General features: G+C 44.6%; 30 protein-coding genes. All 30 read left to right on the forward strand.

The features are described 5' to 3' along the window. Positions 1-56 precede the first annotated feature (56 nt). The 30 genes from OCV36_RS01375 (at position 57) to secY (ending at position 17,481) form a co-directional block, all read left to right on the forward strand. Positions 57-782 carry a helix-turn-helix transcriptional regulator gene (locus tag OCV36_RS01375; protein WP_012604921.1) on the forward strand — a complete coding sequence of 242 codons (726 nt, stop codon included), beginning with the start codon at positions 57-59 and terminating at the stop codon, positions 780-782. Continuing rightward, positions 776-1,165 carry a sulfurtransferase complex subunit TusD gene (gene tusD / locus OCV36_RS01380; RefSeq protein WP_135457746.1) on the forward strand — a complete coding sequence of 130 codons (390 nt, stop codon included), beginning with the start codon at positions 776-778 and terminating at the stop codon, positions 1,163-1,165. The genes OCV36_RS01375 and tusD overlap by 7 nt, the downstream gene beginning before the upstream one ends. Continuing rightward, positions 1,162-1,518: a sulfurtransferase complex subunit TusC gene (gene tusC, locus OCV36_RS01385; protein ID WP_135457749.1), complete on the forward strand. Its 357-nt coding sequence runs from the start codon at positions 1,162-1,164 to the stop codon at positions 1,516-1,518. Before tusD ends, tusC begins: the two co-directional genes overlap by 4 nt. An 8-nt stretch (positions 1,519-1,526) precedes the next feature. Further along, positions 1,527-1,802, forward strand: coding sequence for a sulfurtransferase complex subunit TusB (gene tusB / locus OCV36_RS01390; protein WP_135457751.1), 276 nt, complete (start codon positions 1,527-1,529; stop codon positions 1,800-1,802). Between the two features lie 180 nt (positions 1,803-1,982). Further along, on the forward strand, positions 1,983-2,357 hold the full coding sequence (gene rpsL, locus OCV36_RS01395; RefSeq protein WP_012604917.1) for a 30S ribosomal protein S12: 375 nt from the start codon (positions 1,983-1,985) through the stop codon (positions 2,355-2,357). Between the two features lie 103 nt (positions 2,358-2,460). Next, complete coding sequence (rpsG, locus tag OCV36_RS01400) at positions 2,461-2,931, forward strand: 30S ribosomal protein S7 (protein ID WP_017073678.1); 471 nt, start codon at positions 2,461-2,463, stop codon at positions 2,929-2,931. Between the two features lie 166 nt (positions 2,932-3,097). Beyond that, positions 3,098-5,194, forward strand: a complete 2,097-nt coding sequence (fusA, locus tag OCV36_RS01405) for an elongation factor G (protein ID WP_017073677.1) — start codon at positions 3,098-3,100, stop codon at positions 5,192-5,194. 147 nt (positions 5,195-5,341) lie between these two features. After that, entirely contained in the window at positions 5,342-6,526 is a 1,185-nt protein-coding gene (tuf, locus tag OCV36_RS01410) for an elongation factor Tu (protein ID WP_135457668.1), read from the forward strand. A gap of 445 nt (positions 6,527-6,971) precedes the next feature. Beyond that, positions 6,972-7,283 (forward strand): 30S ribosomal protein S10, encoded by a 312-nt coding sequence (rpsJ, locus tag OCV36_RS01415; RefSeq protein ID WP_004736761.1) that lies wholly within the window; start codon positions 6,972-6,974, stop codon positions 7,281-7,283. A gap of 14 nt (positions 7,284-7,297) precedes the next feature. Continuing rightward, entirely contained in the window at positions 7,298-7,927 is a 630-nt protein-coding gene (gene rplC, locus OCV36_RS01420; RefSeq protein ID WP_004736763.1) for a 50S ribosomal protein L3, read from the forward strand. A 16-nt stretch (positions 7,928-7,943) separates the two neighbouring features. Continuing rightward, a complete protein-coding gene (gene rplD / locus OCV36_RS01425) occupies positions 7,944-8,546 on the forward strand; it encodes a 50S ribosomal protein L4 (protein ID WP_017076295.1) in 603 nt (200 codons plus the stop codon). After that, entirely contained in the window at positions 8,543-8,845 is a 303-nt protein-coding gene (rplW, locus tag OCV36_RS01430; protein ID WP_017076296.1) for a 50S ribosomal protein L23, read from the forward strand. The genes rplD and rplW overlap by 4 nt, the downstream gene beginning before the upstream one ends. 14 nt (positions 8,846-8,859) lie before the next feature. Continuing rightward, positions 8,860-9,684 carry a 50S ribosomal protein L2 gene (rplB, locus tag OCV36_RS01435; protein WP_017076297.1) on the forward strand — a complete coding sequence of 275 codons (825 nt, stop codon included), beginning with the start codon at positions 8,860-8,862 and terminating at the stop codon, positions 9,682-9,684. Between the two features lie 19 nt (positions 9,685-9,703). After that, positions 9,704-9,982 (forward strand): 30S ribosomal protein S19, encoded by a 279-nt coding sequence (gene rpsS / locus OCV36_RS01440; RefSeq protein WP_004736729.1) that lies wholly within the window; start codon positions 9,704-9,706, stop codon positions 9,980-9,982. A 10-nt stretch (positions 9,983-9,992) separates the two neighbouring features. Further along, a complete protein-coding gene (gene rplV / locus OCV36_RS01445; protein ID WP_004736732.1) occupies positions 9,993-10,325 on the forward strand; it encodes a 50S ribosomal protein L22 in 333 nt (110 codons plus the stop codon). A gap of 18 nt (positions 10,326-10,343) precedes the next feature. Next, positions 10,344-11,042, forward strand: a complete 699-nt coding sequence (gene rpsC / locus OCV36_RS01450; RefSeq protein ID WP_004736734.1) for a 30S ribosomal protein S3 — start codon at positions 10,344-10,346, stop codon at positions 11,040-11,042. Between the two features lie 11 nt (positions 11,043-11,053). Then, positions 11,054-11,464 (forward strand): 50S ribosomal protein L16, encoded by a 411-nt coding sequence (gene rplP / locus OCV36_RS01455; protein ID WP_004736736.1) that lies wholly within the window; start codon positions 11,054-11,056, stop codon positions 11,462-11,464. After that, positions 11,464-11,655, forward strand: coding sequence for a 50S ribosomal protein L29 (gene rpmC, locus OCV36_RS01460; RefSeq protein ID WP_004736737.1), 192 nt, complete (start codon positions 11,464-11,466; stop codon positions 11,653-11,655). Before rplP ends, rpmC begins: the two co-directional genes overlap by 1 nt. Next, entirely contained in the window at positions 11,655-11,909 is a 255-nt protein-coding gene (gene rpsQ / locus OCV36_RS01465; RefSeq protein WP_004736739.1) for a 30S ribosomal protein S17, read from the forward strand. The genes rpmC and rpsQ overlap by 1 nt, the downstream gene beginning before the upstream one ends. 162 nt (positions 11,910-12,071) lie before the next feature. Then, complete coding sequence (gene rplN, locus OCV36_RS01470; RefSeq protein ID WP_004736740.1) at positions 12,072-12,443, forward strand: 50S ribosomal protein L14; 372 nt, start codon at positions 12,072-12,074, stop codon at positions 12,441-12,443. 11 nt (positions 12,444-12,454) lie between these two features. Further along, entirely contained in the window at positions 12,455-12,772 is a 318-nt protein-coding gene (gene rplX / locus OCV36_RS01475; RefSeq protein ID WP_004736742.1) for a 50S ribosomal protein L24, read from the forward strand. Positions 12,773-12,796: 24 nt separating this feature from the next. Continuing rightward, positions 12,797-13,336, forward strand: coding sequence for a 50S ribosomal protein L5 (gene rplE, locus OCV36_RS01480; protein WP_004738790.1), 540 nt, complete (start codon positions 12,797-12,799; stop codon positions 13,334-13,336). Between the two features lie 16 nt (positions 13,337-13,352). Then, positions 13,353-13,658, forward strand: a complete 306-nt coding sequence (gene rpsN / locus OCV36_RS01485; protein ID WP_017076298.1) for a 30S ribosomal protein S14 — start codon at positions 13,353-13,355, stop codon at positions 13,656-13,658. A 29-nt stretch (positions 13,659-13,687) separates the two neighbouring features. After that, positions 13,688-14,080: a 30S ribosomal protein S8 gene (rpsH, locus tag OCV36_RS01490; RefSeq protein WP_009847785.1), complete on the forward strand. Its 393-nt coding sequence runs from the start codon at positions 13,688-13,690 to the stop codon at positions 14,078-14,080. A gap of 10 nt (positions 14,081-14,090) precedes the next feature. Next, positions 14,091-14,624: a 50S ribosomal protein L6 gene (rplF, locus tag OCV36_RS01495; RefSeq protein WP_004736750.1), complete on the forward strand. Its 534-nt coding sequence runs from the start codon at positions 14,091-14,093 to the stop codon at positions 14,622-14,624. 9 nt (positions 14,625-14,633) lie between these two features. Beyond that, a complete protein-coding gene (rplR, locus tag OCV36_RS01500; protein WP_017076300.1) occupies positions 14,634-14,987 on the forward strand; it encodes a 50S ribosomal protein L18 in 354 nt (117 codons plus the stop codon). A gap of 14 nt (positions 14,988-15,001) precedes the next feature. Then, positions 15,002-15,502, forward strand: coding sequence for a 30S ribosomal protein S5 (gene rpsE / locus OCV36_RS01505; protein WP_004736754.1), 501 nt, complete (start codon positions 15,002-15,004; stop codon positions 15,500-15,502). Positions 15,503-15,509: 7 nt separating this feature from the next. Beyond that, entirely contained in the window at positions 15,510-15,686 is a 177-nt protein-coding gene (gene rpmD, locus OCV36_RS01510; RefSeq protein ID WP_017076301.1) for a 50S ribosomal protein L30, read from the forward strand. Positions 15,687-15,691: 5 nt separating this feature from the next. Then, the gene (rplO, locus tag OCV36_RS01515; RefSeq protein WP_004736758.1) at positions 15,692-16,126 is read left to right on the forward strand and encodes a 50S ribosomal protein L15; all 435 of its coding nucleotides are present in this window, start codon (positions 15,692-15,694) and stop codon (positions 16,124-16,126) included. Positions 16,127-16,146: 20 nt separating this feature from the next. Continuing rightward, positions 16,147-17,481: a preprotein translocase subunit SecY gene (gene secY, locus OCV36_RS01520; protein ID WP_017076302.1), complete on the forward strand. Its 1,335-nt coding sequence runs from the start codon at positions 16,147-16,149 to the stop codon at positions 17,479-17,481. Positions 17,482-17,499: the final 18 nt, after the last annotated feature.

Below are 17,499 nucleotides of genomic sequence, written 5' to 3' on the forward strand. Positions count from 1 at the left end.
ATTTTCTGATAAACTTACATAAATTTGTTGATTTTTCACACGAAGGTAAGGAATAAGTGACTACTACAGAAACAGTCAATGCGGACATGTTACTCGAAATGGAATCAGTCCATGTCATGCCATTCAGTGAACACGATAAAATTATCTTAAGATCTTATGAGGCCGTAGTGGATGGTATTGCGAGTCTGATCGGTCCGTTTTGTGAAATCGTTTTACACTCTTTAGAAGACCTCAATACTTCTGCGATTAAAATTGCCAACGGCGAAAATACAGGTCGTCAGGTTGGCTCGCCCATCACCGATCTTGCTTTGAAGATGCTGAAAGATATTGAAGGTTCTAAGCGTAACTTCTCACGTTCATATTTTACTCGCGCTAAAGGCGGAGTATTAATGAAGTCGATCACAGTTGCTATCCGCAATGGTGAAGACCGAGTGATTGGCTTACTGTGTATTAATGTGAACTTAGATGCGCCTTTCTCACAAGTGCTGCAATCTTTCATGCCAACACAAGACGCAGATGAAGCGGCGTCATCCGTTAACTTCGCTAGTGACGTTGAAGAACTTGTCGACCAAACGGTTGAGCGCACGATTGAAGAAATCAATGCAGACAAATCAGTATCAAACAACACCAAAAACCGTCAAATCGTGATGGAGCTATACGACAAAGGTATTTTCGACATCAAAGATGCGATTAACCGTGTCGCTGAGCGACTTAATATTTCTAAGCACACTGTGTACTTGTACATCCGTCAACGTAAAACAGAGGATGAAGAGGGTTGTTAAGCTATACGCTCTTAGTCAATGGGCCTGTTTACGGTTCACAATCTGCAAGAAGTGCTTATCAGTTTGCGGTGGCTCTATTAATACAGGGCCACAAGCTTAAAAGTGTATTTTTCTATCAAGATGGCGTTAGCAATGGCTCAGCTCTTACTGTCCCTGCTAATGATGAATTTGATTTGGCTTCAGCGTGGCAAGCACTTGCAATTGAACATGATATTAGCCTCGAAACCTGCGTTGCAGCAGCGCTAAGACGAGGTGTGATTAGCTCAGAAGAAGCCGAGCAGCATCAGTTGAGTGGTTCCAATTTAGCTCCAAGTTTTACGCAAGCTGGGTTAGGGAGCTTATCTGAAGCTCTATTAACGCAAGACAGGGTTGTACAGTTTTGAGAAAGTTAGCCTTCATATTTAATAGTTTTCCTCACACTACCGCTGCGGGTAGAGAAGGGCTAGATGCATTGCTAGCGGCTTCAGCTTATAGTGAGGATATTACCGTATTCTTTGTCGGTAATGGCGTTACACAGCTCCTCAAAGCTCAGCAGCCGAACGAAACACTATCACGTGACTACACCTCCGCGTTTAAGCTAATGGACCTTTACGACATCGAACAGGTGTACGTGTGTCAACGTAGCCTGAATCAATTTGGCCTTTCAACAGACGATTTATTAATCGATGTAACCGCGTTAGAAACTGATGAGTTAACGCAGAAGCTAGCTCTGTGCCAACAAGTACTGACTTTCTAAGGTTCATTATGCTTCATATTGTAAGATCAGTAGACAAACTCAAGCTCGCTTTGACTTACTCACAGCAGCAAGATCACTTCCTTTTAACCGAAGATGCTGTGTATGTTTGCCTACCTAATCATGAGTTATTCAATCAAATCTCGATGATCGAACGAGTGTCAGTATTAAAACCAGATCTAAACAGTCGAGGCTTACAACAATTAGTCTTAGGTTCGTTTATTCAAGTCGACTTCGATGGATTCGTTGAACTGACGGTTTTAAACGATAAATCAGTGACTTGGTAGCCGCGCTTTATCAAGATGGTTAAAATTAAACCATCTTGAGCTCTGGATGGCTAAAAAAGATCTGTATATTTCTTGACACACATCCCACTGCTGAATAGAATTTTGCGTCCCTATTTACACTATGTGTATAGGGCTAGATTTTTCATCAAGCTTACTTTCAAGTAAATCAGGAGCTAGTTAATGGCAACTATTAACCAGTTGGTACGTACTCCTCGTGTAAAGCAGGTTGTTAAAAGCAACGTGCCTGCACTAGAAGCGTGCCCACAAAAACGTGGTGTATGTACTCGCGTATATACTACTACTCCAAAAAAACCGAACTCAGCACTACGTAAAGTATGTCGTGTTCGTCTAACTAACGGCTTTGAAGTTACTTCATACATCGGCGGCGAAGGTCATAACCTTCAAGAACACAGTGTTGTTCTTATCCGTGGTGGTCGTGTTAAAGATTTACCAGGTGTGCGTTACCACACTGTTCGCGGTGCACTTGACTGTGCAGGCGTTAACGACCGTAAGAAAGGTCGTTCTAAGTATGGTGTGAAACGTCCTAAGTCTTAATGCGTCTTTTTTAAAAAGAAAGCGTTAAGTAAGGCCAAACACTATTTATTTATTATTCTGAAAAGTTTTGGAAAAAACCTGAAGAAGACAACGGAGAAATTCCATGCCACGTCGTCGCGTAATAGGCCAGCGTAAGATCCTTCCAGATCCTAAGTTCAAATCTGAACTGCTGGCAAAATTCGTTAACATCCTTATGGTTGACGGAAAAAAATCTACTGCAGAGAAGATTGTCTACACTGCACTAGAAACTATGGCTGAGAAATCTGGTAAAGATCACTTAGCTGTATTTGAAGAAGCTCTTGAAAATGTTCGTCCAGCGGTAGAAGTTAAATCTCGCCGTGTGGGTGGTTCAACTTACCAAGTACCTGTAGAAGTTCGTCCGGTTCGCCGTAACGCTCTTGCTATGCGTTGGGTAGTTGAAGCTGCGCGTAAGCGTGGTGAAAAATCTATGGCTCAACGCCTAGCTGCTGAAATGCTAGACGCGTCTGAGAACAAAGGTACTGCGGTTAAGAAACGTGAAGACGTTCACCGCATGGCTGACGCAAACAAAGCGTTCGCACATTACCGCTGGTAATACCTTTTTAGTGCTGCAAGATTCCTTGCGGCACTTCTTTAGTTCCTATGCTTATGCTAGGAACTATTGCTATTTCTAGGGCAAGCACTTTTTAGCGAAGCATCGCTTTTAACGCATAATCTAGACATAGCAATAGTCCCTAAGTCTCTAATAAGAGGATTCAACCGTGGCTCGTAAAACTCCTATAGAGCAATACCGTAATATCGGTATCGTTGCTCACGTAGATGCAGGTAAAACAACCACAAGTGAACGTATTCTGTTCTATACCGGTCTTTCTCACAAAATCGGCGAAGTTCACGATGGTGCAGCAACCATGGATTGGATGGAGCAAGAGCAAGAGCGCGGTATTACGATCACTTCAGCAGCAACGACTACGTTTTGGCGTGGTATGGAAGCTCAGTACTCAGACCACCGTATCAACATCATTGATACCCCTGGACACGTAGACTTCACTATCGAAGTTGAACGTTCTTTGCGTGTACTTGATGGTGCAGTAGTTGTTTTCTGTGGCTCATCTGGTGTTGAACCTCAGTCAGAGACAGTATGGCGTCAAGCTGATAAGTACCAAGTTCCACGTATGGTTTTCGTTAACAAAATGGACCGTACAGGCGCAGATTTCTTGCGTGTAGTTGAACAGATCAAGGATCGCCTAGGCGCGACTCCCATCCCAATTCAACTTAACATTGGTGCTGAAGAAAATTTCCAGGGTGTTGTCGATCTTATTAAGATGAAGGCAATTAACTGGAACGAAGCTGACCAAGGCATGACTTTTACGTACGAAGATATTCCAGCTGACATGCAAGAGATGGCTGAAGAATATCGTACAGAACTTGTTGAAGCTGCTGCAGAAGCAAATGAAGAGCTGATGGATAAGTACCTTGAAGAAGGTGAATTGACAGAAGCTGAAATCAAACAAGGTCTTCGTACTCGTACCCTTAACAATGAAATCGTACTCGCAACTTGCGGTAGTGCTTTCAAAAATAAAGGTGTACAAGCTGTTCTAGATGCAGTGGTTGATTTCCTTCCTTCTCCAGTCGATGTACCTGCAATTAAAGGTACCGATGAAGACGAGAACGAAGTAGAGCGTCATGCAGACGATAAAGAACCGTTCTCAGCGCTAGCATTTAAAATAGCAACAGACCCATTTGTTGGTACTTTAACTTTCATTCGTGTTTACTCTGGTGTGGTTGAAAGCGGTAAAACAGCTTACAACTCAGTGAAGAAACAACGTGAACGTTTAGGGCGCATTGTTCAAATGCACTCAAACAAGCGTGAAGAAGTAAAAGAAGTACGAGCAGGTGACATCGCAGCCATTATTGGCCTTAAAGATGTTACCACTGGTGAGACGCTTTGTGACCAGAACCATAAAATCGTTCTTGAGCGCATGGAATTCCCAGACCCAGTAATTCAGATCGTTGTAGAGCCTCGCTCTCAAGCTGATCAAGATAAAATGACCATCGCGTTAGGTAAACTAGCTGCAGAAGATCCATCGTTCCGTGTTGAAACGGATGACGAAACAGGCCAGACACTAATCTCTGGCATGGGTGAACTGCACTTAGATATCATCGTTGACCGCATGAAACGTGAATTTAACGTTAACTGCAACGTTGGTAATCCTCAAGTTGCTTACCGTGAGACCATTCGTGGTACCGCGAAAGCGGAAGGTAAATTCATCCGCGAACATGGTGGTAAAGGTCAATACGGTCACGTATGGCTTAAATTAGAACCATCAGAAGTTGGCGAAGGTTTTGTTTTCGTAAACGAAATTGCCAACGGTATTGTACCAAAAGAGTTTATCGCTTCAGTTGCTAAAGGCGTTGAAGAGCAGATGAACAATGGTGTACTTGCCGGCTATCCAGTTTTGGATATCAAAGCTACACTATATGATGGTTCTTACCATGAAGTAGATTCAAGTGAGATGGCGTTTACAATCGCTGCCTCTATGGCTTTCAGATCGGGTGCACTTGAAGCGCAACCGGTTCTGCTTGAGCCTATGATGAAAGTTGAAGTAACTACTCCAGAAGACTGGATGGGTGATGTTGTTGGTGATATTAATCGTCGCCGTGGCCTCATCGAAGGTATGGACGAGGGGACAGCTGGCCTGAAGATAATTCGTGCACAAGTTCCGTTGTCTGTCATGTTCGGTTACGCAACTGATTTACGTTCTGCGACACAAGGTCGTGCTTCTTACTCTATGGAGTTTAGTGAGTACGCTGAAGTGCCAAAAAATGTTGCAAATGCAATCATTGCAGAGCGTGGTTAAACAAGAGGGAGGCATTTTTTTTCATTTTTTGAAAGAACAATGCGTCCAAATATTGCGCTAACGAGAGTTGGCGCATAAAATAGCAATTTCTGGCGCGTCTCGCTCAATAATGAACGTGGCGAATCATAACTAGGAAGGAACACGATTGTGTCTAAAGAAAAATTTGAACGTACGAAACCGCACGTAAACGTTGGTACTATCGGCCACGTTGACCACGGTAAAACAACTCTAACTGCTGCTATCTGTACTACACTTGCAAAAGTGTACGGCGGTGTTGCTAAAGATTTCGCATCTATCGATAACGCTCCAGAAGAGCGCGAGCGCGGTATCACAATCGCAACTTCTCACGTTGAGTACGATACTCCTGCACGTCACTACGCACACGTAGACTGTCCTGGACACGCCGATTATGTTAAAAACATGATCACTGGTGCTGCTCAAATGGACGGCGGTATCCTAGTTGTTGCTGCTACAGATGGCCCTATGCCACAAACTCGTGAGCACATCCTACTTGGTCGTCAAGTTGGTATCCCTTACATCATCGTATTCATGAACAAATGTGACATGGTTGATGACGAAGAGCTACTTGAGCTAGTAGAAATGGAAGTTCGTGAGCTTCTTTCTGAGTACGAATACCCAGGAGACGACCTTCCAGTAATTCAAGGTTCTGCACTTGGCGCTCTAAACGGCGAAAAGCAGTGGGAAGACAAGATCGTTGAGCTTGCAGAAGCACTAGATTCTTACATTCCACTTCCAGAGCGTGCTGTTGATCTACCGTTCCTACTTCCTATTGAAGATGTATTCTCAATCCAAGGTCGTGGTACAGTAGTTACTGGTCGTATCGAACGCGGTATCCTACGTGTAGGTGACGAAGTAGAAATCGTTGGTATCAAAGAAACTACTCTTACTACTTGTACTGGTGTTGAAATGTTCCGTAAACTGCTTGACGAAGGTCGTGCAGGTGAGAACGTTGGCGCACTTCTACGTGGTACTAAGCGTGATGACGTTGAACGTGGCCAAGTACTTTCTGCTAAAGGTTCAATCAACCCACATACTAAGTTCGAGTCTGAAGTATACGTACTTTCTAAAGACGAAGGCGGCCGTCACACTCCTTTCTTCAAGGGTTACCGTCCACAGTTCTACTTCCGTACAACTGACGTAACAGGCGATATCACTCTACCTGAAGGCGTAGAAATGGTAATGCCAGGTGACAACGTTCAAATGACTGTTGAGCTAATCGCTCCAATCGCAATGGACGAAGGTCTACGTTTCGCAATCCGCGAAGGTGGCCGTACAGTTGGTGCTGGTGTTGTAGCTAAAATCTTCGCTTAATAGCATTTAGATTTTTGCACACTCTTCATTAGAAGAGCACGCATCTGAAAAGGGAAGCTTCGGCTTCCCTTTTGTTATTTATAAAGAAATACCTCTTTACTACACGCGACCCCAAGAAAAAAAACGCCCTCCTTCAATATATTTCGATTATTTCCCCAACGCTACTTGCATCCTAAAACGTGATCTGTATAATACATCGCACTGGCTAACGCCGGTTTGTGAACCAATGAGCACTGAGGAGTAGGTCTTACCTAGTAATGTATACTCAGCTTATGTTCGCGGTTAATAAAAATAGTAAACTTCGTGTTTGCTTCAAAAGTTAACTGACAATGCGTCCTGATTTTGGATGCTACGGTTTCACATAAATCAATCGGCATTCTCTCGTTCTTTCGAGCTTGAGTGGCGATATTGTTTGTGTAATTTTTAATAATTGGAGCTCTGTCTCATGCAGAACCAACGTATTCGTATCCGCCTTAAAGCGTTTGATTACAAGTTAATCGATGCTTCAACTGCGGAAATCGTTGAAACAGCAAAACGTACTGGCGCACAGGTTCGTGGTCCTATTCCACTTCCTACTCGTAAAGAGCGTTTCACTGTTCTTACCTCTCCACACGTCAACAAAGATGCACGTGACCAGTACGAAATTCGTACTCACAAGCGTTTGATCGACATCGTTGAGCCAACAGATAAAACTGTTGATGCTCTAATGCGTCTTGATCTTGCAGCTGGCGTTGATGTTCAAATCAGCCTAGGTTAAGGGAGATAAGAATAATGATTGGTCTAGTCGGACGTAAAGTGGGTATGACCCGCGTATTTACTGAAGAAGGCGTTTCTATCCCAGTAACTGTTGTTGAGGTTGAAGCGAACCGTATTTCTCAAGTTAAAACTCTTGAGACAGACGGCTACGCAGCAATCCAAGTAACTACTGGTGCTAAGAAAGCTAACCGTGTAACTAAACCTGAAGCTGGTCACTTCGCGAAAGCGGGTGTAGAAGCAGGTCGCGGTCTTTGGGAATTCCGTTTAGAAAACGGCGAAGAGTTTGAAGTTGGCGCTGAGCTAAACGTAGAACTTTTCAACGAAATTAAAAAAGTAGACGTTACTGGTACATCTAAAGGTAAAGGCTTCCAAGGCGCTATCAAGCGTTGGAATTTCTCTACTCAAGATATGACTCACGGTAACTCTTTGTCTCACCGCGCACCGGGTTCAATTGGCCAATGTCAAACTCCAGGCCGCGTGTTTAAAGGCAAGAAAATGGCAGGTCACATGGGAGCTGAGCGTGTAACGACTCAAAACCTAGAGATCGTACGTGTTGACGCTGAGCGCAATCTACTCCTTATTAAAGGTGCAGTACCAGGCTCAACAGGCGGTAACGTGATCGTAAAACCTGCTGTTAAAGCATAACGTCTAGGAGTAAGTAATGGAATTGATGGTTAAAGGTGCTGATGCACTAACTGTTTCCGAGACTACTTTCGGACGTGACTTTAACGAAGCTCTAGTACACCAAGTAGTTGTTGCATATGCAGCAGGTGCTCGTCAAGGTACTCGTGCTCAAAAGACTCGTTCTGAAGTATCAGGCGGCGGTGCTAAGCCATGGCGCCAAAAAGGTACTGGCCGTGCACGTGCTGGTACAATTCGTAGCCCAATCTGGCGTACAGGTGGTGTTACTTTTGCTGCGAAACCACAAGATCACAGCCAAAAAGTAAACAAAAAAATGTATCGCGGTGCTATGAAAAGCATTCTTTCTGAGCTAGTTCGTCAAGAGCGTTTAATCGTTGTTGATAACTTCTCTGTAGAAGCACCAAAAACAAAAGAACTTGCAGCTAAGCTTAAAGAGCTTGAGCTAAGCGACGTTCTGATTGTGACTGGCGAAGTAGATGAAAATCTATTCTTAGCTGCTCGTAACCTTTACAAAGTAGATGCACGTGATGTTGCTGGTGTTGATCCAGTATCACTAATCGCTTTCGACAAGGTTCTGATGACTGCTGATGCAGTTAAGCAAGTTGAGGAGATGCTAGCATGATCACTGAAGAGCGTATCTTAAAAGTTCTACGTGCTCCGCACATCTCTGAAAAAGCAACTATGGCAGCTGAGAAAGCGAACACTATCGTTTTCAAAGTAGCTAAAGATGCAACTAAGAAAGAGATCAAAGCAGCTGTAGAAAAGCTATTTGAAGTTGAAGTTAAGTCTGTAAATACTCTTGTATTAAAGGGTAAGACCAAACGTCAAGGTATGCGTGAAGGCCGTCGTTCAGACATTAAGAAAGCCTACGTTACTTTGAAAGAAGGTCAAGATCTTGACTTCGTTGGCGGCGCGGAATAACAGGAGTAGTAAAAATGGCTATTGTTAAATGTAAGCCGACTTCCCCTGGTCGTCGTCACGTCGTTAAAGTTGTTAACGCTGACCTGCACAAGGGTAAGCCATACGCACCACTTTTAGAGAAAAACTCTAAGAACGGTGGTCGTAACAACAACGGTCGTATTACAGTACGTCACATCGGTGGTGGTCATAAGCACCATTACCGTCTGATTGACTTCAAACGTACTAAAGATGGCATCCCAGCGAAAGTTGAGCGTCTAGAATACGATCCAAACCGTAGTGCTAACATCGCTCTAGTTCTGTACGCAGACGGTGAGCGTCGTTACATCATTGCACCTAAAGGTGTTAACGCAGGCGACCAGATTCAATCTGGCGTAGATGCTGCAATCAAAGCAGGTAACACTCTGCCGATGCGCAACATCCCAGTAGGTTCTACTGTACACTGTGTTGAACTTAAGCCTGGTAAAGGTGCACAACTAGCTCGTTCGGCTGGTGCTTATGCTCAAATCATCGCTCGCGATGGTGCATACGTAACTATCCGTCTACGTTCTGGTGAAATGCGCAAAGTACTTTCTGAAGGTCGTGCAACGATCGGTGAAGTTGGTAACTCTGAGCATATGCTACGTGAACTTGGTAAAGCTGGTGCTTCACGCTGGCGCGGCGTACGTCCAACCGTACGTGGTGTAGTAATGAACCCGGTGGATCACCCACATGGTGGTGGTGAAGGCCGCACATCTGGTGGTCGTCACCCAGTATCTCCTTGGGGCGTTCCTACTAAGGGCTTCAAGACTCGTAAGAATAAGCGCACTGACAAGTACATCGTACGTCGTCGCACTAAATAATTTATAAAGAGGAATCGCCATGCCACGTTCTCTCAAGAAAGGTCCTTTTATTGACCTACACTTGCTGAAGAAGGTAGAGAAAGCGGTGGAAAGCGGAGACAAAAAGCCTATTAAGACTTGGTCCCGTCGCTCAATGATCATCCCAACAATGATTGGTTTGACCATCGCTGTCCATAATGGTCGTCAGCACGTCCCTGTTTTCGTTACCGAAGAAATGATCGGTCACAAACTAGGCGAATTTGCACCAACTCGTACTTATCGCGGTCATGCTGCAGATAAGAAAGCTAAGAAGAAATAAGGAGTAGATGATGGAAGCTTTAGCTAAACATAACTTTGCTCGTATTTCTCCACAGAAAGCTCGCTTAGTTGCAGACCAAATTCGCGGTAAGTCGGTAGACCAGGCTCTAGAAATTCTAACTTTCAGCAACAAAAAAGCTGCTGTTTTAGTTAAGAAAGTTCTTGAGTCAGCTATCGCTAACGCGGAACATAACGAAGGTGCAGATATCGACGATCTAAATGTCGCTAAAATCTTCGTAGATGAGGGCCCTATCATGAAGCGTATTATGCCTCGTGCTAAAGGCCGTGCGGATCGTATCTTGAAGCGTTCAAGCCACATCACTATTGTTGTAGCAGATCGCTAAAGACTAGGAGAGTAAGCAATGGGTCAGAAAGTACATCCTAATGGTATTCGTCTTGGCATCGTCAAGCCTTGGAATGCTACATGGTTTGCTAATACCAACGAATTCGCTGACAACCTAGACGGCGACTTCAAGGTACGTCAGTTCCTTACCAAGGAACTACAAAAAGCATCATTATCTCGTATCGTTATCGAGCGTCCAGCTAAGAGCATCCGTGTGACTATTCACACTGCTCGCCCTGGCGTTGTTATCGGTAAGAAAGGTGAAGACGTAGAGAAGCTACGCGCAGCTGTAGCTAAAATCGCAGGTGTACCAGCGCAAATTAACATCGCTGAAGTACGTAAACCTGAGCTAGATGGTCAGCTTGTAGCTGATAGCATCGCGTCTCAACTAGAGCGTCGTGTTATGTTCCGTCGTGCAATGAAGCGTGCGGTACAAAATGCTATGCGTCTAGGCGCTAAAGGCATCAAAGTACAAGTAGGCGGCCGTCTTGGCGGTGCTGAAATCGCACGTTCAGAGTGGTACCGTGAAGGCCGTGTGCCTCTACACACTCTACGTGCAGACATTGATTACGCAACTTCTTCGGCTCACACTCAATACGGTGTGATCGGCATTAAAGTTTGGATCTTCAAAGGTGAGATTCTAGGCGGAATGCCAGCTGCTAACGCAGTAGAGCCAAAAGGCGATAAGCCTAAGAAGCAGCGTAAAGGCCGTAAGTAAGGAGTCGAACGATGCTACAACCAAAACGTACTAAGTTCCGCAAGGTTATGACTGGTCGTAACCGTGGTCTAGCTAAAGGTACTGAAGTAAGCTTCGGCGAATTCGGTCTTAAAGCTGTTGGCCGTGGTCGTCTGACTGCACGTCAAATCGAAGCGGCACGTCGTGCTATGACACGTCACATTAAGCGTCAAGGTCAAATCTGGATCCGTGTTTTCCCAGACAAACCTATTACTGAAAAGCCTCTTGAAGTTCGTCAAGGTAAAGGTAAAGGTTCAGTTGCGTATTGGGTTGCTCAAATCCAACCAGGCAAAGTTATGTACGAGATGAATGGCGTACCTGAAGAGTTGGCACGTGAAGCGTTCCGCCTAGCGGCGCGCAAACTGCCTGTTAAAACTACTTTTGTAACTAAGCAGGTGATGTGATGAAAGCACAAGATCTACGCGAAAAGAACGTTGAAGAGCTTAACGCTGAGCTATTGAATTTGCTACGTGAACAGTTTAACTTGCGCATGCAAGCTGCAACTGGTCAACTTCAGCAAACTCATACTCTAAAAGCTGTACGCCGTGACATCGCACGTGTGAAAACTGTTTTGACTGAAAAGGCAGGCGCATAATGAGCGAAACTAACCGCATCCAGCAAGGCCGTGTAGTAAGTGACAAGATGGACAAGTCTATCGTTGTTGCTATTGAGCGTACTGTAAAACACCCGATTTACGGTAAGTTCATCAAACGCACGACTAAAGTACACGCACACGACGAAGACAACACTTGTGGCCTAGGCGACAAAGTTGAAATCGCTGAGTGTCGTCCTCTGTCTAAGACTAAGTCTTGGACATTGGTTAAAGTTCTAGAAAAAGCGAAGATTTAATCTTTGTAATTCTATAACTTATAAGCGGCTCCAAATAATTTTTTGGAGCCGCTTGTTTTTTGTCTACCCAATTTAAAAAAAGGGTGGTACAATTCGCGTCCCTTTTAAAGAGGCAGCCCGACCCGAGAGGGTCTAGTTTTAATATTTAGCGGAGCACTAACAATGATCCAGATGCAAAGTACACTTGACGCAGCAGATAACTCTGGCGCGCGCAAGGTAATGTGTATTAAGGTTCTGGGTGGCTCTCACCGCCGTTATGCACATATCGGTGACGTCATCAAGGTTACAGTGAAGGAAGCGATTCCTCGCGGTAAAGTAAAGAAAGGTGATGTTCTGAAGGCGGTAGTAGTTCGCACCCGTAAAGGCGTTCGTCGCCCAGACGGTTCTGTCATTCGCTTCGACAGTAATGCTTGTGTATTGTTAAATGACACTACTGAGCAACCAGTCGGCACACGTATCTTTGGTCCTGTGACTCGTGAACTTCGTAACGCGAAATTCATGAAGATTGTATCACTTGCACCTGAAGTTCTGTAAGGAGCGGCAACATGGCAGCTAAAATCCGTCGTAATGACGAAGTAATCATTCTTGCTGGTAAAGATAAAGGCAAGAAAGGTAAAGTAACTAAGGTTCTGACAACTGGTAAAGTTGTTGTTGAAGGCATCAATCTTGTTAAAAAGCACCAAAAGCCGGTTCCGGCTCTAGGTCAACAAGGTGGCATCGTTGAACAAGAAGCAGCTATTGATGCTTCTAACGTTGCAGTCTTTAACGCGGCTACTGGTAAAGCAGACCGTATCGGTTTCCGTATCGAAGATGGCAAGAAAGTTCGTTTCTTCAAATCTAACGGCGAAACTGTTTCTAACTAATTAGAAGTAATTTGGAGTTCTACTATGGCGAAACTGCATGATTACTACAAGTCGTCTGTAGTCGCTGAGCTTACCAAAGAGTTCAGCTACACAAGCGTCATGCAAGTCCCTAGGATTGAGAAAATCACCCTAAATATGGGCGTTGGTGAAGCAATCAACGATAAGAAACTGCTAGAAAACGCAGCAGCTGATATGGCAACGATCTCTGGTCAAAAGCCACTTATCACTAAAGCGCGTAAATCTGTAGCTGGTTTCAAAATTCGTGAAGGCTACCCAATCGGTTGTAAAGTAACCTTGCGTGGTGAGCGCATGTGGGAATTTTTAGAGCGTTTAATCTCTATCGCACTTCCACGTGTACGTGATTTCCGTGGTGTTAGCGCTAAGTCTTTTGACGGACGCGGTAACTACAGCATGGGCGTTCGCGAGCAAATCATCTTTCCGGAAATCGACTACGATAAAGTCGATCGTGTCCGCGGTCTTGATATTACTATCACGACTTCTGCGGGATCCGATGAGGAAGGCCGAGCTCTGCTGGCTGCCTTTAACTTCCCATTCCGTAAGTAAGGGTAGGGTTACTGTTATGGCTAAACAATCAATGAAAGCACGTGAAGCTAAACGTGCAAAACTAGTAGTTAAGTTCGCTGAAAAGCGTTCTGCGCTAAAAGTTATCATTAGCGATGTAAACGCATCTGAAGAAGATCGTTGGAATGCGGTTCTTAAACTGCAATCTCTTCCACGTGATTCAAGTGCATCACGTCAGCGCAACCGTTGCAACCAAACTGGTCGTCCACACGGTTTCCTACGTAAATTCGGTCTAAGCCGTATTAAGGTTCGTGAGGCTTGCATGAAAGGCGAGATTCCGGGTCTTCGTAAGGCTAGCTGGTAATTGCCACTTAATCATTTGGAGTAAATCTTATGAGCATGCAAGATCCGATTTCGGATATGCTGACCCGCGTTCGCAACGGTCAGGCAGCAAATAAAGTTGCTGTAAAAATGCCTTCTTCAAAGCTTAAAGTTGCAATTGCTGCATTACTTAAAGCTGAAGGTTACATCGTTGACTTCGCTGTTGACAGCGAAGCAAAACCTGAGCTAGAAGTTACACTTAAGTACTTCCAAGCTAAACCTGTAATCGAGCAAATCAAGCGCGTATCACGTCCTGGTCTAAGAGTTTATAAAAATAAAGACTCTTTACCTACAGTGATGGGTGGTCTTGGTATTGCAGTTGTTTCTACTTCCAAGGGTCTGATGTCTGACCGTGCTGCTCGCAAAGCAGGTCTTGGCGGTGAAATCATCTGTTACGTAGCTTAAGGAGTAGATTATGTCTCGTGTTGCTAAAGCACCTGTCGCTATTCCAGCTGGCGTAGAGGTGAAACTAAACGGCCAAGAAGTTACTGTAAAAGGTAGCAAAGGTGAGCTTACTCGCGTTCTTAACAGCGCCGTAGTTATTGCACAGGAAGAAAACAACCTAACTTTCGGTCCGAAAGAAGGTGTTACTAACGCATGGGCACAGGCTGGTACAGCTCGCGCTCTAGTTAATAACATGGTTGTGGGTGTTACTCAGGGCTTCGTTAAGAAGTTAACTCTTAAAGGTGTTGGTTACCGTGCTGCTATCAAAGGCAACTCTGTAGGTCTAACACTAGGCTTTTCTCACCCAGTAGAGCACGCTCTACCTGAAGGTATTAAAGCTGAGTGCCCTAGCCAAACTGAGATCATTATTACTGGTTGCGATAAGCAAGTAGTAGGTCAAGTTGCGGCTGACATTCGTTCTTACCGTGCTCCTGAACCTTATAAAGGTAAAGGTGTTCGTTACGCAGATGAAAATGTGCGTACTAAAGAAGCTAAGAAGAAGTAAGGTATCACTATGGATAAGAAAGCATCTCGCATCCGTCGTGCTACACGTGCACGTCGTAAGATTGCAGAACTTGGCGTAACTCGCTTGGTAGTACACCGTACTCCTCGCCACGTTTACGCTCAAGTTATCTCGGCAAACGGCTCTGAGGTTATCGCAGCTGCTTCTACTGTAGAAAAAGCGATCCGTGAGCAAGTTAAGAACACTAGTAACGTTGATGCAGCTAAAGCAGTTGGTAAAGCTGTTGCTGAGCGCGCTCTTGAAAAAGGCGTAGCTTCAGTTGCATTTGATCGTTCTGGTTTCCAATACCACGGTCGAGTAGCGGCGCTAGCAGATTCTGCTCGCGAAGCTGGTCTGAAATTCTAAGGTAGGGTTGGAAGATGGCTAAAGAACAACAACAAGCTAATGATTTGCAAGAAAAGCTGATCGCTGTTAACCGTGTATCTAAGACGGTTAAAGGTGGTCGAATCATGAGCTTCACTGCACTAACAGTAGTTGGTGACGGTAATGGTCGCGTAGGTTTCGGTTACGGCAAAGCTCGTGAAGTACCTGCAGCGATTCAAAAAGCAATGGAAAAAGCGCGTCGTAACATGGTTACTGTTGCGCTTAACGAAGGCACTCTTCACCACCCGGTGAAAGGTCGTCATTCGGGCTCTAAAGTTTACATGCAGCCAGCTGCTGAAGGTACAGGTGTTATTGCCGGTGGTGCAATGCGTGCCGTACTTGAAGTTGCAGGCGTACATAACGTTCTTTCTAAAGCATACGGTTCTACGAACCCTATCAACGTTGTTCGCGCAACGATTGGTGCTCTAGTGGACGTTAAGTCACCAGAAATGGTTGCTGCTAAACGTGGTCTAACTGTTGAATCTATTTCGGAGTAAGAACACGATGGCAACTATTAAAGTAACTCAAACTAAAAGCTCAATTGGTCGCCTACCTAAGCACAAAGCGTGCCTTAAAGGTCTAGGTCTTCGTCGCATCAACCATACAGTAGAACTTGAAGATACACCGTGTATACGCGGTATGATCAACAAGGTTTACTACATGGTTAAGATTGAGGAGTAATCAGAATGCGTTTGAATACTCTATCACCGGCTGCTGGCTCTAAACCTTCTAAGAAGCGTGTAGGTCGTGGTATCGGTTCTGGCCTTGGTAAAACAGGTGGCCGCGGTCACAAAGGTCAAAAGTCACGTTCTGGCGGCTCTGTTCGTCCAGGTTTTGAAGGCGGTCAAATGCCTCTAAAACAACGTCTACCTAAATTCGGTTTCACTTCTCGTAAGAGCCTAGTGTCTGCTGAAGTTCGTCTAGCTGAGCTAGCGAAAGTAACAGGTGACGTAGTTGATCTTAACAGCCTTAAAGCTGCTAACGTTATCACTAAGAACATCGAGTTTGTTAAGATCGTTCTTTCTGGTGACCTAAGCAAAGCTGTGACTGTTAAAGGTCTACGCGTGACTAAAGGCGCTAAAGCTGCAATCGAAGCTGCAGGCGGTAAAATCGAGGAATAATCTCGAGGAACGAGGTACAGATGGCTAAGAAACCAGGACAAGATTTTCGTAGTGCTCAGAGCGGCTTAAGTGAACTAAAGTCGCGCTTATTATTCGTAATTGGTGCACTTTTAGTATTCCGAGCCGGCTCTTTTGTGCCGATCCCTGGTATTGACGCAGCTGTACTTGCCGATTTGTTCGATCAGCAAAAAGGTACCATCGTAGAAATGTTTAACATGTTCTCCGGTGGTGCTCTTGAGCGTGCATCTATATTAGCATTGGGTATCATGCCGTACATTTCGGCATCGATCGTAGTCCAATTGTTAACTGTAGTTCATCCAGCGTTAGCAGAACTCAAGAAAGAGGGTGAAGCAGGCCGTCGTAAGATAAGCCAATATACACGCTACGGCACGCTTGTACTTGCAACATTCCAAGCTATTGGTATCGCAACAGGCTTACCAAACATGGTCGACAATCTGGTTGTTATCAACCAAACCATGTTTACGCTTATTGCTACCGTGAGTTTAGTAACTGGTACCATGTTTTTGATGTGGTTAGGTGAACAGATCACTGAGCGAGGAATCGGTAATGGTATTTCCATTCTGATATTTGCAGGTATTGTTGCTGGATTGCCTTCTGCAATCGGTCAAACAATCGAGCAAGCGCGTCAAGGTGAATTGCATGTGCTTCTTCTGTTGTTTATCGCGGTATTGTCTTTTGCTGTAATTTACTTCGTAGTTTTCATGGAGCGTGGTCAACGTCGTATCGTCGTTAACTATGCGAAGCGTCAACAAGGTCGTAAAGTTTTTGCAGCACAAAGCTCTCATTTGCCACTTAAGATTAATATGGCAGGTGTTATTCCAGCGATTTTTGCATCAAGTATTATTTTGTTCCCAGGAACATTAGCGCAGTGGTTTGGTCAAAATGGTGAAAGCAGCGCGTTCGGTTGGTTAACTGACGTGTCATTAGCTCTTAGCCCAGGTCAGCCTCTGTATGTAATGCTTTATGCAGCAGCTATAATCTTCTTCTGTTTCTTCTATACAGCGTTGGTGTTTAACCCACGTGAAACAGCTGATAACTTGAAGAAGTCTGGTGCATTCGTACCCGGTATCCGCCCAGGTGAGCAGACAGCGAAATATATCGATAAAGTGATGACTAGACTAACCCTTGCGGGCGCTCTATACATTACTTTTATATGTCTGATTCCTGAATTCATGATGGTCGCGTGGAACGTTCGTTTCTACTTTGGCGGCACATCACTACTAATCGTAGTGGTTGTTATCATGGATTTTATGGCACAGGTACAGACTCATCTGATGTCACAACAGTATGATTCTGTGTTAAAGAAAGCGAATCTGAAAGGTTACGGCCGTTAATTCGGTTGTGATTATTTC

The sequence above is a fragment of the Vibrio echinoideorum genome (assembly GCF_024347455.1).
Classification (GTDB): Bacteria; Pseudomonadota; Gammaproteobacteria; order Enterobacterales; family Vibrionaceae; genus Vibrio; species Vibrio echinoideorum.

Excerpts from the sequence above, each read along its gene's own strand:
- rplN (WP_004736740.1), top strand. The coding sequence starts at position 12,072 with ATGATCCAGATGCAAAGTACACTTGACGCAGCAGATAACTCTGGCGCG.
- rplV (WP_004736732.1), top strand. The coding sequence starts at position 9,993 with ATGGAAGCTTTAGCTAAACATAACTTTGCTCGTATTTCTCCACAGAAA.
- rpsH (WP_009847785.1), top strand. The coding sequence starts at position 13,688 with ATGAGCATGCAAGATCCGATTTCGGATATGCTGACCCGCGTTCGCAAC.
- rpsG (WP_017073678.1), top strand. The coding sequence starts at position 2,461 with ATGCCACGTCGTCGCGTAATAGGCCAGCGTAAGATCCTTCCAGATCCT.
- tusB (WP_135457751.1), top strand. The coding sequence starts at position 1,527 with ATGCTTCATATTGTAAGATCAGTAGACAAACTCAAGCTCGCTTTGACT.
- rpsE (WP_004736754.1), top strand. The coding sequence starts at position 15,002 with ATGGCTAAAGAACAACAACAAGCTAATGATTTGCAAGAAAAGCTGATC.
- rpsL (WP_012604917.1), top strand. The coding sequence starts at position 1,983 with ATGGCAACTATTAACCAGTTGGTACGTACTCCTCGTGTAAAGCAGGTT.
- rplE (WP_004738790.1), top strand. The coding sequence starts at position 12,797 with ATGGCGAAACTGCATGATTACTACAAGTCGTCTGTAGTCGCTGAGCTT.
- rpsQ (WP_004736739.1), top strand. The coding sequence starts at position 11,655 with ATGAGCGAAACTAACCGCATCCAGCAAGGCCGTGTAGTAAGTGACAAG.
- secY (WP_017076302.1), top strand. The coding sequence starts at position 16,147 with ATGGCTAAGAAACCAGGACAAGATTTTCGTAGTGCTCAGAGCGGCTTA.
- rplD (WP_017076295.1), top strand. The coding sequence starts at position 7,944 with ATGGAATTGATGGTTAAAGGTGCTGATGCACTAACTGTTTCCGAGACT.
- rplB (WP_017076297.1), top strand. The coding sequence starts at position 8,860 with ATGGCTATTGTTAAATGTAAGCCGACTTCCCCTGGTCGTCGTCACGTC.
- rplR (WP_017076300.1), top strand. The coding sequence starts at position 14,634 with ATGGATAAGAAAGCATCTCGCATCCGTCGTGCTACACGTGCACGTCGT.
- rplC (WP_004736763.1), top strand. The coding sequence starts at position 7,298 with ATGATTGGTCTAGTCGGACGTAAAGTGGGTATGACCCGCGTATTTACT.
- rplX (WP_004736742.1), top strand. The coding sequence starts at position 12,455 with ATGGCAGCTAAAATCCGTCGTAATGACGAAGTAATCATTCTTGCTGGT.
- rpmD (WP_017076301.1), top strand. The coding sequence starts at position 15,510 with ATGGCAACTATTAAAGTAACTCAAACTAAAAGCTCAATTGGTCGCCTA.
- rpsS (WP_004736729.1), top strand. The coding sequence starts at position 9,704 with ATGCCACGTTCTCTCAAGAAAGGTCCTTTTATTGACCTACACTTGCTG.
- rplF (WP_004736750.1), top strand. The coding sequence starts at position 14,091 with ATGTCTCGTGTTGCTAAAGCACCTGTCGCTATTCCAGCTGGCGTAGAG.
- rplO (WP_004736758.1), top strand. The coding sequence starts at position 15,692 with ATGCGTTTGAATACTCTATCACCGGCTGCTGGCTCTAAACCTTCTAAG.
- rplW (WP_017076296.1), top strand. The coding sequence starts at position 8,543 with ATGATCACTGAAGAGCGTATCTTAAAAGTTCTACGTGCTCCGCACATC.
- rpsN (WP_017076298.1), top strand. The coding sequence starts at position 13,353 with ATGGCTAAACAATCAATGAAAGCACGTGAAGCTAAACGTGCAAAACTA.
- rplP (WP_004736736.1), top strand. The coding sequence starts at position 11,054 with ATGCTACAACCAAAACGTACTAAGTTCCGCAAGGTTATGACTGGTCGT.
- rpsC (WP_004736734.1), top strand. The coding sequence starts at position 10,344 with ATGGGTCAGAAAGTACATCCTAATGGTATTCGTCTTGGCATCGTCAAG.
- rpmC (WP_004736737.1), top strand. The coding sequence starts at position 11,464 with ATGAAAGCACAAGATCTACGCGAAAAGAACGTTGAAGAGCTTAACGCT.
- rpsJ (WP_004736761.1), top strand. The coding sequence starts at position 6,972 with ATGCAGAACCAACGTATTCGTATCCGCCTTAAAGCGTTTGATTACAAG.